This is a genomic window from Parachlamydia acanthamoebae, assembly GCF_000875975.1.
Taxonomy (GTDB): domain Bacteria; phylum Chlamydiota; class Chlamydiia; order Chlamydiales; family Parachlamydiaceae; genus Parachlamydia; species Parachlamydia acanthamoebae.
In genome coordinates this window covers 346339-360690 of sequence record NZ_BAWW01000008.1, presented here as the reverse complement: position 1 = coordinate 360690, position 14352 = coordinate 346339, and the positions used below count along the sequence as shown (strand labels likewise).

Genomic DNA, 14352 nt, shown 5'->3' with positions numbered 1-14352 from the left:
TTAATTTAAAGATTTTGGTAAAAACCCAAAATTCCACTATCGATTTTAATCGAGATGAGATAAATCAGCAAGTACTGTGAAAAAATTTCAACCTATTTTATGGATATAGAGAATATTTTACTCGCAAAAAAGCAAAAATTTTGTTTTTTTTGATTTTTTGGATTGCACTTTGCGAGCAGTTCTTGTAAAAGAATTTTTGAAACATTTTTTGATGGATAACCCAGCTCAATAACTAGACGTGATAGAAGGAACATAATATGCAAAAAATGATGATAACCGCTTGTTTGGTTGCCAGCGTCGCCATGAATTTAGATGGAGGGATGCCTTTGCAAACAAACGCCCATTTTTCTGCAAAAGAATGGACCGATATTCAAAAGCTCACGTCAGATGTCGATCAGATTGTTTTGCTGGATGGTACACACGTATCCGGGACCATTGAAAAAATCCCCAAATTGAGCTATCCCTTTGGAACCATTAGCTTTGCTCCTTCAGATGTTGTGGCGCTCGTCTTTTTGCAAGATCAAGGGCAAACCAAAATGGAACTTGTGACACAAGAAGGCTTACACTTTAAGGGAGAGGTTTCTAAAGATTATTTTATTTTATCTCCCGATCACGAGCCACAAAAAGTGATTTTTCCTTACAAAGTGCATTGGGTTGTCTTCAAAGATCAAAAACGAGATCCAAAAAAACCCAAAGAAAAGCTTTATTGTCTGAAGCTACAAAATGGGGATGTGTTAACAGTCGCGTTAGGGAATCATCCGATCTCTGTCACAAACGAGCAGGGAGAAATGACTCTAAAATCGGATGTCATTGAAAGTCTCTATTTCGACGGCAAATTGCACGGAACACTGTCAGATGCAACAGGAGAACAAAAAGAGCTACCCTATTCCTCTGTCAAGGAGCCTGTATTCGTCGCAAAATTAGGAAACACCTCGCGGCTTATCCGACTTCCTTGGAATGAAATTGATTCATTAAAGGTCAGTCAACCTATCGGAGAAAACAAAGAGGCTGATTTTGATCTTTTAACAAATCGGCTTCCAGGCGTTCAAATCAATGTACAGCCTTCCTTGCAAAAAGTGCAACACGCGGAAGAAAAAGTCGCTAAAACAGAACCTGAAAAGAATGAGCCTCCTGAAATTGCTTTTATTTTTCTAGGTGATGACTCCAAAAGTAAGCAACGAGACGATATGCTTTTGGAAGAAGATAACGGAATAGGTGTTAATATCACTGCAGAAGCCTTTGATATTGATGAATCTAAATTAGAAGCTGGCGAAGCGGCAGATTCTGACATTGAATTTGTGTCTAAATCAAATCAATCCACTTGGAAAGTTTCGTTCCCCGAAAATTATCAGCCCATAGCATTTAATCCTGTTAAAAGTACAACTCACACTTCATTTGGAGATCCCCTTGTGAGAAATTTAGAGATCAATCCCGATATTCAACAACCTAACTACTTTGAGAATAATGATCTCGAAGAGTTAGCAGCTGATCCTGATATTTTTGATACCTTTTTATCTGCTGAAGAATTTGAAGAGGCGTTAACTCATACAGCGGAATTTTCTGAATTCAAATCTCCAGCAACAGGCAAGCAAGTGCATAGCGGGGTAAATGTTCACGTTGAAAAAGCTCGTCCCGTAGAAAAAGAAGCGATGGTCTTTGTTTCTGCACGGATTCATCAAGCCCCCGACTATTACATTGATCGGGATCGCGTGACGAATAAAGAATATAAAAAGTTTATGGAGGCGACAAATTACCCCGCTCCTTCTCACTGGGAGGATGGTGAAATCCCTGTAGGGAAAGAGCATGAGCCTGTTGTGAATGTGTCTTACAAAGACGCATTAGTTTATGCGGTTTGGGTAGGAAAACGATTGCCTTCGGAAGCAGAGTGGATGCGCGCTGCACGCAATCACATGCTAAATCTTTCCGAGGATGATTCAATCAAGGAATGGACGTCAACGGCCTATACGCGGGGATTCGAAAATCAAGAAAAAAAGCTTGCCGTTGTCCATGCAAAACATCATTCTGCGAGAAAATATGACATTGTGCGTGTGTGTGCAGGAAGCCCAGCTGCGCCGTTATCAGCAGATACTTGCTGTCCCTCTACAGGATTTCGTTGTGCCTCGCATGTGCATGATTAGTCACGTACCTGAACATGGAGCTCTCTCAAAAGCGATTTAAAAACAAATTTTTGCTCATTCTCATGCGCTTTAAATATTTCTATGGTTTTTTCCATTTCTTCGGATTCCCAATCATCTAGTTTTTTTTGCATGTCTGCAGGCAAGTGCTCATTCAGAAGGATTTGATCAGTTTCTTGCTTAAATTTCTTATACTCTTCTTCGACATGTTCTCCTCGAATTTCTGGATGATTTCCGATAAGCGCCACATTCCATCTTTCACCAAATTTACAGACAAGTGCTGCTGGGACTTTGTGCTCATACTCAAGCATGACTTTTGCATGTTGAGTGTTAAAAGGCATTTGAAAACCGATGGCGTGATTGGAAAAAATAGAAAAAGGATTTTTTATGTGTGAATTTTCTGATCCGATCCATCTAACTAAAGCCGCGCGGTATTGAAGAGGGGAGGCAGGATCGTGGTTCGGTTGATTAAAGAGAGGGCCAAAACAGTTTCCTTCAAAAAAACCGAAGAGTTTATTCGAAGGGATTTCAAAGTCAATATGAAGAGGCATTTTTAATTCAGTGTGCAGAAAAAATTTTGTCCCCGCTATTCCAGCGCCAGCGCATGATCCAAAGTATTTTCCATCCGTGACAAATTGTTGGATGCGTCGAACATTTTCCGGTGTTAAACCCTGTTGAATTTTAGTTAGTGTTCCCCCCGGAAACACAAGGGTGCTATGATTGCGGTTTGACCAAGGCAAATGTGTTATATGTTCCAGAGTTTTTACTTGATATTGAGACTCAACAACAGATTCAAACTCATCGTATAGATTTTGAGAGCAATCTCTATCTATTCCTGGTCCTGTGTAAATGAAAATTTCTGAAGAGTCGAGCGGTCGATTTGGAATACTCATGGAATTTATCCTGTTGGCCTAATTTTTCTAATATTTCTTTAAAAAAACGTTCATTTTATAATAAAACAGATAGGAAGTATTTCTTACTGAAGAAAGGAGGGCTACATGTCTCATTTCTCCTCAAATTTTTTGTCATTTTTATGCTTTTTTAGTCTTTTTATCATTTATTTCCCATTAGACTCTGATTCTAAAAGCTATCTCCCCGATTACTCCACGTGCATACGCAGCTATGACGCTGGACAGCAACTCAATAGTCAACAATCGATCCGTTTCTTTAATGGCTGTGGGGAAGATTTATATATCAATGTATGCATTTTAGATGAATCAGGAGAAACTAAACTTTATAGCAGCGGCAGAACAGTTCCTAGTTATGGAAATTACACCATCTCAACATTCCCTTTTTCCTCTCCCAAAAAGGTTGTTTTAAGTGCGGCTCCTTTTTCACCCGCTGTTCCAAGTTTATGCCAACCAAAAGCGACTTAAAAAGATGAAAATGCCAAATTCAGCATTGTTTGAGCTTCGCTTTCAAAAAGAGGGTCGAGAAGCAAAAGTTCTTGCATTTCTGTGTATTTGTTCAGGCATGGTGATACAAATGGGCTTTTGATAGATAGTGGTTGAGAGTAGGGGTGGTAGAAGTTAAATGTGAGTTCAATTTCTTTTTGCTGAACAATGAGTTTTTCCTCCTGAAGTTGCAGGACGAATGCAATAATTTCTTTCTCAGTCGTCTCGGGAACCTCTTCGTAATGGGTATAGATATCTTCCAGAATCTGTTGGGTAGGATATCCGTTCATGAGTCCATTCCATATAAAAGTTCCCACATAATCGAGACTATAATATGTACCTGTTTCAAGATGAACGATCACAATTTCTTCAGCTAAAATTTGATAAGTCACAAATGGTTTATTTAGCTTAAATCGCCGAGATAAATGCATAAAGAAATCCTCTTCATTCTTCCGATCACAAGTTTCACTATCATAAATTTCAAAAATAACAATAAATTCATTTGTCTTGTGCTAGGGTTGTAAATGTTACAGATTTTTTTTTCAATCCTTTTAAATTGGATTGAGAGAGCAGAAAATTTTATGCGATGAGAAAAGAGATAAAAAACTATTTATAACCTTATTGACACCTTATTCTTGGTTCTTTAGATAATTATTCTAAATAATCAGAGGTGTGAGATGAAAATTTTATCAGCGTTCATAGGCATTTTAGTGTTTAGTTCAACCCTTCTTTTTGCTGACTCAATTGGTGAACAAAAAGAAACATTGACCAGTGAAGAGATCTCTCCAAATGAAGATTTAATGAGAGAACATGGTGTTTTGAACCGACTTTTATTAATCTACCAAGAAATCGCGCGGCGCATCGATAATCATGAGGCCTTCCCTGTACAAATTCTGGCAAAAACTGCAAAAATCGTGAGGGATTTTTTAGAGGATTACCATGAGAAGCTGGAAGAAGAGTATGTTTTTCCTCAATTTGTAAAAGCAAATCAACACATAGAATTAGTCAGGGTTCTAAAAGATCAGCATCAAGTTGGAAGACAGCTGACCGATTACATTCTTTCACATACTTCAGAAGCTGATTTAAAGGATGAAATCCAAAAAATGATCTTAGCCGATTATCTACGTTTATATGTGAGAATGTTTCGCCCTCACGAAGCACGTGAAGATACTATTTTATTTCCTGCTTTTCAGAAGCTCTTATCAAAAGAAGAATACATGAAACTAGGAGATAAATTTGAAGATAAAGAGCATGAGCTATTCGGATCCGAGGGCTTTGAAGGCATCGTAGATCAGGTCGCGAAGATTGAACAACAATTGGGGGTATATAATCTTGCTGAATTTACCCCTCAGCTAAAATAAAAATGTTGATGAATATTTTTTGATCACGAATTCTAACTCCTATATGATTATGACAACTCTCTAGAAGGACCTTATGAATAACGTGTGGAAAGAATTGCATTCTAATTACCAAGAACAAGATTGGATTGAAAAGCCCTCCCTATTTGCAGAAACAGCCATTCAATACTTTCCGAAAGAAGGACGTCTACTTGAATTGGGTGCGGGGCATGGACAAGATAGCTTTTATTTTGCTAACGAAGGCTATGAAGTAACCAGTACGGATATTGAAATAACTTCTCTCTCTATCAATTTAGCGAATCTATTCGCAGAAATAAGAAAAAAAATCAAGATTATGCAGCTCGATTTGAAAGAGAAATTACCGTTTCAATCCAGCTCTTACGATGTGGTTTATGCCCATTTGTCTTTACACTACTTTGATCTAAAAACGACTTTAGCTATTCTAAGCGAGATAGAGCGCATATTAAAGCCCGGGGGAGTTTTTGCTTTTTTAACCAATTCGGTTAATGATCCAGAATACAAAACGGGTAAGCTTTTGGAAGAAGACTTCTTTCAGATGGATAAGGTCACGAAAAGGTATTTGAGTATTGAATCGGCAAGACAATTAACTCGAAATTTCCAAATCGGTCTTTTAGACAACCTTGGGCAAACATACAAAGACCAAGCAAAAGGTGTTAATCATTTGATTCGATTTGTTGGAAATAAATTGGAAGCGTTATGAGCTTTAAATGGCAACGGATCGGAAGAGGAGGGATTTGAACCCCCGGTACTATCGCTAGTACATCTGTTTTCGAAACAGACGCAATCGGCCACTCTGCCACTCTTCCAAGAAACAACAAGTTTGCCATAACTTGATGAGAGAAATCAAGATGTTTCCTATGAGCGCTCTACATGCCACCCATTCGCCTAAAATGATATGACAAGATTTTTTTATTTAAGTTCATTTGCCTTGTCTTCAACTATTTTTTTTACTTGTTCCTGCGCCTCATCGAGAGTCATCTCTTCCCGAACAAATTGGTTGCGAATCTCATCGATTCTTGCAGCAAAATGAGGATACTGCAAACGATATAAATGATAATTAGCAATTCCTTGAATGGTGGAATTAAATGAACGATTTTCTCGAATATAACAACCTAATTCTTTTGCTTCTTCAATGATTTTAGAAGAAAATTCAGGGAATTGTGCAAATGCATTAAACGCATTAAATTTGGTTGAAAGGTATTCATAAAGTTCGGAATCCTCGCCCAGTTTTTCTTCTACGAGCCGAAGTAAATTAGCGGCTAAACGCGCTTTGTGGGGATTTGTCTCATAAAACGGAATTTTTCCATAAGAAAGAGCGGTTGCTAGAGAATTATCTCCGGTGCAACCAATTAAAGGCGCACTTAGTTGTGTTAAAATTTTAAAGTCTTTATTAGTCAAAGCTCCAACGTCAATGATTCTGATTTGAAGTCCATTATCTTTGATGGGGATCGATGTCTCTTTGATCTGATCTCCTTTATAGGCAATGACTTTAATGCAACCAACATTTTGTCTGACAAGATTTGCTTTCTCATTTTCTAGAAAGTTGGCAATGTTATGCAAATGACCTTTGCATGGAAAGCAGATGTCAATGGATTTTTGTTTCTCTTGAAGCTTAGTAAATGCAACCGCATCGAGAATAAATTTTACGGCCTTATTTAAGGTGCTCATATAACAGAAAAAAAGATCATTTAACGAAAGATATGTTTCTATCTCTTCTTGGCTGGGTTGTGCATTTCCGAATAACAACATTTTCAGTTGGGTATTTTCAAGCATTTCCCAAGTAAAAACTTTTGGATTACAAGTAAATATTCCGTGGCTTTCGGTACCTAAACCCATGACAACAGAATTTTTCCACTGGTTATAGCTACCAGCATGTCCAGGCGTGGAAGGATCTTCGTCATATTCATGGATATTGATCCCTTTTTGTTTTTCTACAGTCGCAAGATTATTTAATTCCCAAGGGATACTGATTGGACCTGAAATCCACAGCGCAGCTTTTTGGATTTTTTGTAAGGTTTCTTCCTGAAAAGGTTCAGCTTGATAGGAAATTTGATAAGAGCACCGGTCGATTTTTGGTGCAGGCAATAAGCCTTCATGAACAGTAGGGCTGTTTGCGATTAAGTGAATATGGCGTTCAGGGAATTTTTTATGCAAATGCTTGATCATAGAGAGCATGTGAAAGTAATCCCCTTTGCCATCGGGAAGCACGTAACCTGATACAATGATTTCTCCTTGACCTGGGAGAGACGCGTATTTCTTAAAAATGTCATATAAAGTTCTGTCGAATTTATTATAACTATTCGTTTGTTCAGAATTATTATAATAGGATGCAGTATTTATACTTAGATATGGTGTATACATAATTTCTTATTTTTAGTTATTTATATTTAAAAATAATAATTCATTTGTTATTTATTAATAAAGATATAATAAGATTTTGTGAGAGAAAATGTACATTCTTGTTTTAAATGTCGGATCTAGTAGTATTAAAGCTGCTCTATTTAAAAAAGGAGACGGTCGTCTAGATACATTATGGAATGCAACATTAGCTAGAAGAAAAGAGAACATTTTTGTTCGTAAAATGACTCAAAAAGGGATCTCACATGAGGAGTTGATTGAGATATCTTCACTTTACGAAGGGCTTAAGCCTCTTTTAGAAAGCCTTTGGTTAGGGGAGACACCTCTTCTACATAGTCCAACAGAAATTGCCAGAGTTGGTCATCGCATTGTGCATGGAGGGGAAAAACTTCTGAAGCCGACTGTTATAACCGAAGAGGTCAAAAACGAGATAAAGTCTCTTTGTTCGATCGCTCCTTTGCATAATCCCCCTGGCCTACAAGGAATTGAAACGGCTCAAAAACTCTTTCCTGACAGTATGCATATTGCTGTTTTTGACACCTCTTTTCATCAAACGATGAGTGAAGAGGTCTATACTTACCCTGGTCCTTATGAATGGAGAGAACAGGGGATTCGTCGATATGGCTTTCACGGAATTAGCTATGAATATTGTACTGCTAAAGCCATCGAAATGTTGCATCAATATCCCACCGAAAAAATGATTTGCTGTCATCTGGGCAATGGTTGCTCGGCTGCCGCGATCTATCAAGGACGTAGCTTGACCACTTCCATGGGTTTTACACCTCTTGAAGGTTTAATGATGGGAAGCCGAACGGGTTCCATTGATCCAGCCATTCTTTTGTATTTGTTGCGTGACAATAAGACTTCGGTGGATTCTCTTAACCATTTACTTAATTATGGCTCAGGACTGAAGGGGATAAGTGGGGAGAGTGGAGATATGCAATGGATTATCCAACAAATGGAAGCGGGTAACCCGCGAGCAAAACTGGCCTTTGAGATGTTTATTTATCATCTAAAATTTTATATAGGAGCTTTTGCTGCTGCTCTTGGGGGTTTGGATGTGTTGATCTTTACGGCGGGGATAGGAGAAAATGCCGCTTTAGTTCGAGAAGAAACGTGTAAAGGTCTTAGCTTTTTGGGGATCCATTTGGATCAATATGCAAACCGCAATTGCATTCCAAATCAAGATGTGGCAGATGCGCATTCTCCCACACGCATTCTAGTCATCCATACACAAGAAGAATTCGCTATTGCGCAAGCTTGTTTAGTGATGCAAAGTTAATTTTACAACAGTTTCGACATGAGCTGTTTGTGGGAACATATCAAAAGGCGTGACCTGCTCGATTTGATAGCCGTGCTGAACAAGAATTTTAAGATCCCTAGCCAATGTTGCGGGATCACAAGACATATAAAGAATGGTTTCTGGTTTAACGATCTTTAAACGGTTCAATAAAGACTCCTCGCATCCTTTCCTTGGCGGATTTAAAAAGACAACATCGATATCTTTAAGCGATTGGATTTTAGACTCAGCATGATCACAATAAAAAACGGCATTCGAAATTTGATTAAGTTGAGCATTGGCATTCGCATCTTCGATTGCTTGTGGAACACATTCAATTCCTATACATTCTTTAGCCTGTCCGGCCGCAATTAAGGTCATTGTTCCAACGCCGCAAAAGGCATCCAAGAAAGTTTTGGTTTTATCCAGATCAGCAAGGGATAGCACATGTTGATAAATCGATTCTGCTTGGGCCGGATTGACTTGAAAAAAGGCGGAAGGAGAGATATGAAAATGATGATCACAAATCATCTCTCGAATATAAGACTTCCCTGCTAAAGTGTGCCAATCTGTTCCCAAAATGACATTGTCTCGCTTTCGGTTAATGTTTTGAATGACTCCTTTAACTTCGGGGCAGGCTTGCATGATTTGTTGAGCTAAAGCTTGAAGAGATGTGCATTTCTCTTGAGAAGTCACAAGGATCACCAAACTTTCTGATGTTTGAAGAGCACTTTTAATCAATAAGTGTCTCAAAACTCCTTTGCCTGTTCGTTCGTCGTAAGGCGCGATATCAGATTGTTTTAGAAGTTTTAAGACGGATTGGTAAACATTTTCCCCTTGTTCACAGTGGATTAAACAATGATCGACGGGGATGATTATATGAGAATTGCGTGCATATAGTCCGACTGTGAGTCCATCAGGTTTCATCATGACTGGCAATTGAATTTTATTGCGATATTCCAACTCTTGTGGTGAAGAAACACAGGGATCGATGGAAATATTTTTTAGGTGGCCAATTCTCTCTAAAGCATTGAGGACAATTTGTCTCTTCATTTCAAGCTGTTTAGGGTAACCTAAATGCATCAATTGACAACCGCCACAATGACGAAAGATTGGGCAAGGAGGTGTGGCACGATCAGGTGAAGGTGTAAGGATTTTTAATAATTTCCCTCGACCATAATTTTTCTTTAATTCAGTAATTTGAATGCTCACCGTTTCATCAGGCAAGGCCCCTTCCACAAAGAAAGTTAATCCTTCATAAGAGCCAACGCCCTCGCCAAAAGAACCAAGGGAGCGAATAAAAAGATCGATTTGTTGATGAAGTTGCAAATTCATATGACCTAAAAGTATAAAATTCAATTAATTATAGCACTGATCAATGATCTTTAGCAAGAGTTGGTTTTGTTTAAACCTGGATTAAAGGTAGTCTATAATGGGAAAACGTTGGGGAGATATCACAATGAAAAAAAAACTTGGTTTATGGATGCTTTTTTATCTTTCCACTGCAGCTGCAGAGCAGTCTGTTTTAGAACATGTGCAAAGTTTGTATACAATTCAAGATGACTGTTTGATCAATGTTGAAGGGAACGTTTTTGAGAAAATTCCTTTTAAAAGTTCCCTGCATGAGCAATTGTCTTATAAATTAAAGGATGCAGATTGGGCAGATGTCATTTATATGGCTTATGAAACACACATAGCTTCTTTTTTAACCGACGTTGAATCTTTCGAGCGTGCTCTGCTGAAGATTTGTCAGCAATTAGGTACACCTTATGGTGAAAAAGCTTTATTAAAAGCTCTCGATGAAGAGCATTTTGTGTTGCATCGTTCTCTAAAAATTGGTGTGCAGAATTTTTTAAAGGCGTTTTCAATTCCGTCATTGGAATACTCCGAGAAAAAAAGGCCTTTAAAAATTGCGATTATTACAACGACCTCTACAGGAGGGAATTTATCGGTCGCCCAGGCCGTTAGAGGCTATCTGGATCTATTTCCAGATCTTTATGAAGCAGTTATGATTGATTATGAAACGTTTGCTGAAACATTCGATCCGATTAAAATTGCCACGGGAAAGTATACGACAGATGGGGTTTTTAGATTGATGCAGCAGTACAATGATGTAGATGCACGCTTACTTGAACAAAGTCTGATGTGCCAAGAAGTGGCGAAATACATTCCGCATCAAACAGGTGCTGCCTTGAAGAAAAAGTTACGAGAGCTTCAGCCCGATTTAATCATTTCTACACGCAATTATTATCCCGATGATTTTAATCTGCTTTCCTTAAATATCCCTTTTAGAATGTTGTATTGCGATCACGATCTATGTCTTTTTCATCAGAAGTATCTAGGTAAAATAGACTCTGAGAGGGTCAAGTTTTGGCTGCCTTCATTTTCTCCTCGATTTTTTAAGACTTTTTTTGAGTCTATGGAGAAGAGAAATTTCAAAGGTGATTGGACAGCAACGATCCATAGAATAGCCGAATTGACGCGATCTTCATTTGACGAAATCGATAAAACTTTTGAAGTCATTGGCTACCCTGTGCGCCTAGAATTTCAAAAAATTGAAGATTTAGAACAAATCAAAAACAAATGGGATTTAAGCACAGGAGAGAAAGGTATTTTGATTGAAATGGGTGCCAACGGAGTCGGAATATTGGAGCATATTTTTCACCTTTTGAAAAATGAACCTTCAGATGGTATTCCGAAAAAATATTTTTTTATTTGCGGGAGAAATGAAGGATTAAAAAGTAAGCTTCAATTAGAAAATTTTTTGCCTAGACATGCCATTTTAGGGTATCTTTCTGCAAGCGAAAAAAATGAGCTCATGCATATATGCTCGTTGATGCTTTCAAAACCAGGAGGCGCGACTGTTGCCGAGCTCATCAAAGTGCAATTGCCGATGCTTATCATGCATATCCAAAAGTTCTGTGAAGAAGGAAATAAGCAGCGGCTTTTCGAAGCGGGTTTAGCCTATGTATATGATCCTGATCAACCCTTAAGTAAGCAAATTGAACGGATTCTCGAGAAAAGCCCTTGTGTAAGTGAGGAGGGTTATCTTGATTGGCAAGAAAAATTATCAGAAAAGTTGAAAGTATTTATGAGGGTCACAATTGAGCAAAAAAATTGCGAAAAAGAGCGAATCGCATGTAATCTGACAAACTAATTAACAGTGTTGAAGAGAGAGTGGAATGGGATTTGATCAATGTGACGCCTTTTTAAAGAACGGAACCATCATGAGTAACGAGAATGGTAATTTTTTGCTTGGCTATGGGGCGCGTACCTGGCTAAGCTCACCTTGTTCCTCTTCGCCTTGTTTTTATTTTCCTGACTTTTTTTTAGAACTCGCATCTCCCTGGTTTAAGCATGCCTATTGGGAGGAGAGATCCTATGAGGAATTGAAAGAGTTTTTAGAACCCATTGAGTCGACTATCTCTGAGTGGCAGAATCGGGATCAAACCTATTTTATGAATGGTTTTGAGGATCTAAAAAATAAATTTCAACAGGGCAAAATGGAAAAGGCTGTTCCCTATGCTTTTGAATTCTCAAATTCGACGATGACGCGTGAAAAGTTGCAGAGATCATTGAATCGTTTATTGCACTATTCTCACGCTCAACCGGTGAATGTGTACGGATTTTGGGATCAACATTCCGGAATTTTAGGCGCAACGCCTGAGGTCCTATTCAAAATGCAGCGACAAGAAAAAAATATGCTTTATACGCATGCTTGTGCGGGTACAAGAGGGCGTTCAGATATAGATAACTTATTTGATTGCAAGGAATTGCATGAACATGATGTTGTTGTCCAAGGGATTGTTGAATCTTTGTCTTCTCTAGGAAAGATTCATATTGGAGAATTAAAAGCTTTACACCTGCCTTTTTTATCGCATTTAATCACTCCGATCGAAGTTGAATTGGATGTTTCAGAAGATTTTGAGAAAATTGTGCGCAGACTGCATCCTACTCCTGCCTTGGGTGGTTTTCCAAAAAACGAAAGCTTAGAGTGGATAAAAAATTACAAAACAACTGTGGAAAGGGGCCGCTTTGGGGCTCCAGCAGGGTATATTTACGCAAACGTGGCAAACTGTTTTGTTTCCATTCGCAATGTTCAATGGAACGCAGAACAGATGATGATAGGAGCTGGTTGCGGGGTGGTTGCAGAGAGCCAAATGCGTAACGAATGGAATGAGATCAATTTAAAAATGCAATCAATTAAGGAAATGCTTGGAATATGAGCAAAATTCTAGCTTTAAGTGTCCTTGAAGAGGCGATTAAAAAAGGGGTGCGAGAATTTTGTGTTTGTGCAGGTTCTCGAAATGCGGATTTCGTCAAAATATTAAACCAAGCAATTGGTGTACAGGTTTACTCATGGTTTGAAGAAAGATCTGCCGGGTATTTTGCTTTAGGAAGAAGCAAGCAAACCGGACGTCCTGTCGGCGTGATTACAACTTCAGGTACTGCTGCGGGGGAATTGTTACCAGCTATGATGGAAGGATATTACTCGGGTTTGCCTTTACTGGCTATTACAGCTGACCGGCCACGTCGATTAAGAGGGACTGGAGCTCCTCAAACAGTTGAACAAGTGGGGCTATATGGTCCTTATGCCGTATTTTCTGAAGATCTTGCAGACGGAGAAAGATGCCATCTTAAAAGGTGGGATTTAAGGGCACCGGCACATGTCAATATTTGCTTTGAAGATCCGAGTGGAACAGCTTCCGAAGAAGCTGAGGTGGTGGACTTTCGTCATTATGAAGAAGAGCTTTTGCAAGCTTCATACCTACCTGAAAATCCTTTGAATAGGGCTTTATTAGATCAATTTTTTATGGTGTCTAAAAAACCTCTAGTTGTGGTGAGCGCTTTAAAGACAGTAGATCAAGACGTTGTCGCCGATTTTCTAGTGCAATTGGGGGCCCCTTGCTACTTAGAAGGAATCTCTGGATTACGAGAAAATCCCAAGTTACAGCATCTTCGTATTACACGGACGGAAAGATTATGGAAATACGCAGAAAAAGCGGATTATGAAATTGATGGAATTTTGCGCATTGGAGGGATTCCGACAATTCGATTGTGGCGTGATCTAGAAGATCAAAAACAACATGTGCATGTTTGTTCTATCAGTGAATTGCCATTTTCGGGCCTTAACCGTGGTGTGCATATTCAAACATCTTTAAAATCTTTTTTCGCAAACTATGATGTCTTAGTTTCTTTTGATCGAGCAGCTCGAAATTGGATTGATGCAGATCGGCAATATCAATTGGCTTTTCAAGCCCTGTGTGCAGAAGAACCGTGTGCAGAGCCTGCGATGATTGCCTCTTTTTCTCGCTTACTGCCGCGTCATTCCAGAATGTACCTTGGAAATAGTTTGCCTATTCGTGAATGGGATATGGCGGCTATCAATGAATACCGTGATATTCGTGTAGAGGCGAATAGGGGCGTAAGCGGAATTGAAGGGCAGATTTCAACATTTTTGGGATGGTGCATCCCAAATACACCTCAATTTGCTTTGCTAGGAGACTTGACCACGTTGTACGATTTGGCGGGTCCTTGGATTTTACATCAATTGCAAAATGTTTCTGCTCAAATCATTGTGATTAATAATCATGGGGGTAAAATCTTTTCACGTATGTATAAAGAAGATATTTTTTTAAATGGGCATCAACTTTCTTTCCAACATTTTGCTTCATTTTGGAATATACCTTACATGCTTTGGGAGGAAATTCCCACTCAATTAGATCCTCAGGGCCATGCCTTGATTGAATTGCGTCCAGATCATGATGCGACAACTCGATTTTGGAAAAAACTGGAAACCCTGTGAG

Annotated in this window: 12 protein-coding genes and 1 tRNA gene; 8 read left to right on the top strand and 5 right to left on the bottom strand. The window is 38.8% G+C overall.

Annotation, left to right across the window (positions count from 1 at the left end):
- Positions 1 to 257 precede the first annotated feature (257 nt).
- The gene (locus AOM43_RS05620; RefSeq protein WP_006340000.1) at positions 258 to 2138 is read left to right on the top strand and encodes a formylglycine-generating enzyme family protein; all 1881 of its coding nucleotides are present in this window, start codon (positions 258 to 260) and stop codon (positions 2136 to 2138) included.
- Here the strand turns inward: AOM43_RS05620 and AOM43_RS05615 are convergent.
- Positions 2135 to 3028 (bottom strand): BPL-N domain-containing protein, encoded by an 894-nt coding sequence (locus tag AOM43_RS05615; RefSeq protein WP_059359365.1) that lies wholly within the window; start codon positions 3026 to 3028, stop codon positions 2135 to 2137. The two genes, AOM43_RS05620 and AOM43_RS05615, sit on opposite strands and share 4 nt — an antisense overlap.
- 105 nt (positions 3029 to 3133) lie before the next feature.
- Here AOM43_RS05615 and AOM43_RS05610 point away from each other — a divergent pair, with 105 nt between their 5' ends.
- A complete protein-coding gene (locus tag AOM43_RS05610; protein WP_006340002.1) occupies positions 3134 to 3511 on the top strand; it encodes a hypothetical protein in 378 nt (125 codons plus the stop codon).
- Here the strand turns inward: AOM43_RS05610 and AOM43_RS05605 are convergent.
- Positions 3508 to 3960, bottom strand: coding sequence for a PqqD family protein (locus AOM43_RS05605; protein ID WP_006340003.1), 453 nt, complete (start codon positions 3958 to 3960; stop codon positions 3508 to 3510). The two genes, AOM43_RS05610 and AOM43_RS05605, sit on opposite strands and share 4 nt — an antisense overlap.
- 246 nt (positions 3961 to 4206) lie before the next feature.
- On the opposite strand from AOM43_RS05605, the gene AOM43_RS05600 reads away from it, so the two are divergent.
- Together AOM43_RS05600 and AOM43_RS05595 are read left to right on the top strand one after the other, a co-directional pair.
- The gene (locus tag AOM43_RS05600) at positions 4207 to 4890 is read left to right on the top strand and encodes a hemerythrin domain-containing protein (RefSeq protein WP_059359363.1); all 684 of its coding nucleotides are present in this window, start codon (positions 4207 to 4209) and stop codon (positions 4888 to 4890) included.
- 73 nt (positions 4891 to 4963) lie between these two features.
- Positions 4964 to 5608 (top strand): class I SAM-dependent methyltransferase, encoded by a 645-nt coding sequence (locus AOM43_RS05595; RefSeq protein ID WP_013925317.1) that lies wholly within the window; start codon positions 4964 to 4966, stop codon positions 5606 to 5608.
- Between the two features lie 19 nt (positions 5609 to 5627).
- On the opposite strand, the gene AOM43_RS05590 is transcribed toward AOM43_RS05595, so the two are convergent.
- Positions 5628 to 5714 (bottom strand) — tRNA-Ser (locus tag AOM43_RS05590).
- Positions 5715 to 5817: 103 nt separating this feature from the next.
- Positions 5818 to 7269 carry a hypothetical protein gene (locus tag AOM43_RS05585; RefSeq protein WP_226987412.1) on the bottom strand — a complete coding sequence of 484 codons (1452 nt, stop codon included), beginning with the start codon at positions 7267 to 7269 and terminating at the stop codon, positions 5818 to 5820.
- Between the two features lie 88 nt (positions 7270 to 7357).
- Between AOM43_RS05585 and AOM43_RS05580 the strand changes: the two genes are divergently transcribed.
- Positions 7358 to 8548 carry an acetate/propionate family kinase gene (locus AOM43_RS05580; protein WP_059359359.1) on the top strand — a complete coding sequence of 397 codons (1191 nt, stop codon included), beginning with the start codon at positions 7358 to 7360 and terminating at the stop codon, positions 8546 to 8548.
- Here AOM43_RS05580 and rlmD read toward each other — a convergent pair.
- The gene (gene rlmD / locus AOM43_RS05575) at positions 8531 to 9880 is read right to left on the bottom strand and encodes a 23S rRNA (uracil(1939)-C(5))-methyltransferase RlmD (protein WP_059359357.1); all 1350 of its coding nucleotides are present in this window, start codon (positions 9878 to 9880) and stop codon (positions 8531 to 8533) included. The two genes, AOM43_RS05580 and rlmD, sit on opposite strands and share 18 nt — an antisense overlap.
- A 124-nt stretch (positions 9881 to 10004) precedes the next feature.
- Between rlmD and AOM43_RS05570 the strand changes: the two genes are divergently transcribed.
- The 3 genes from AOM43_RS05570 to menD are packed head-to-tail and all read left to right on the top strand — an operon-like array spanning position 10005 to position 14351.
- On the top strand, positions 10005 to 11702 hold the full coding sequence (locus AOM43_RS05570; RefSeq protein ID WP_226987411.1) for a glycosyltransferase family protein: 1698 nt from the start codon (positions 10005 to 10007) through the stop codon (positions 11700 to 11702).
- Between the two features lie 25 nt (positions 11703 to 11727).
- Positions 11728 to 12771: a chorismate-binding protein gene (locus tag AOM43_RS05565; protein WP_006340018.1), complete on the top strand. Its 1044-nt coding sequence runs from the start codon at positions 11728 to 11730 to the stop codon at positions 12769 to 12771.
- Positions 12768 to 14351 carry a 2-succinyl-5-enolpyruvyl-6-hydroxy-3-cyclohexene-1-carboxylic-acid synthase gene (menD, locus tag AOM43_RS05560; protein ID WP_059359354.1) on the top strand — a complete coding sequence of 528 codons (1584 nt, stop codon included), beginning with the start codon at positions 12768 to 12770 and terminating at the stop codon, positions 14349 to 14351. Before AOM43_RS05565 ends, menD begins: the two co-directional genes overlap by 4 nt.
- Position 14352: the final 1 nt, after the last annotated feature.

Bases quoted from the DNA above. Each gene is read 5' to 3' on its own strand.
- AOM43_RS05620 (WP_006340000.1), top strand. From the start codon at position 258: ATGCAAAAAATGATGATAACCGCTTGTTTGGTTGCCAGCGTCGCCATG.
- AOM43_RS05615 (WP_059359365.1), bottom strand. From the start codon at position 3,028: ATGAGTATTCCAAATCGACCGCTCGACTCTTCAGAAATTTTCATTTAC.
- AOM43_RS05610 (WP_006340002.1), top strand. From the start codon at position 3,134: ATGTCTCATTTCTCCTCAAATTTTTTGTCATTTTTATGCTTTTTTAGT.
- AOM43_RS05605 (WP_006340003.1), bottom strand. From the start codon at position 3,960: ATGCATTTATCTCGGCGATTTAAGCTAAATAAACCATTTGTGACTTAT.
- AOM43_RS05600 (WP_059359363.1), top strand. From the start codon at position 4,207: ATGAAAATTTTATCAGCGTTCATAGGCATTTTAGTGTTTAGTTCAACC.
- AOM43_RS05595 (WP_013925317.1), top strand. From the start codon at position 4,964: ATGAATAACGTGTGGAAAGAATTGCATTCTAATTACCAAGAACAAGAT.
- AOM43_RS05585 (WP_226987412.1), bottom strand. From the start codon at position 7,269: ATGTATACACCATATCTAAGTATAAATACTGCATCCTATTATAATAAT.
- AOM43_RS05580 (WP_059359359.1), top strand. From the start codon at position 7,358: ATGTACATTCTTGTTTTAAATGTCGGATCTAGTAGTATTAAAGCTGCT.
- rlmD (WP_059359357.1), bottom strand. From the start codon at position 9,880: ATGAATTTGCAACTTCATCAACAAATCGATCTTTTTATTCGCTCCCTT.
- AOM43_RS05570 (WP_226987411.1), top strand. From the start codon at position 10,005: ATGAAAAAAAAACTTGGTTTATGGATGCTTTTTTATCTTTCCACTGCA.
- AOM43_RS05565 (WP_006340018.1), top strand. From the start codon at position 11,728: ATGGGATTTGATCAATGTGACGCCTTTTTAAAGAACGGAACCATCATG.
- menD (WP_059359354.1), top strand. From the start codon at position 12,768: ATGAGCAAAATTCTAGCTTTAAGTGTCCTTGAAGAGGCGATTAAAAAA.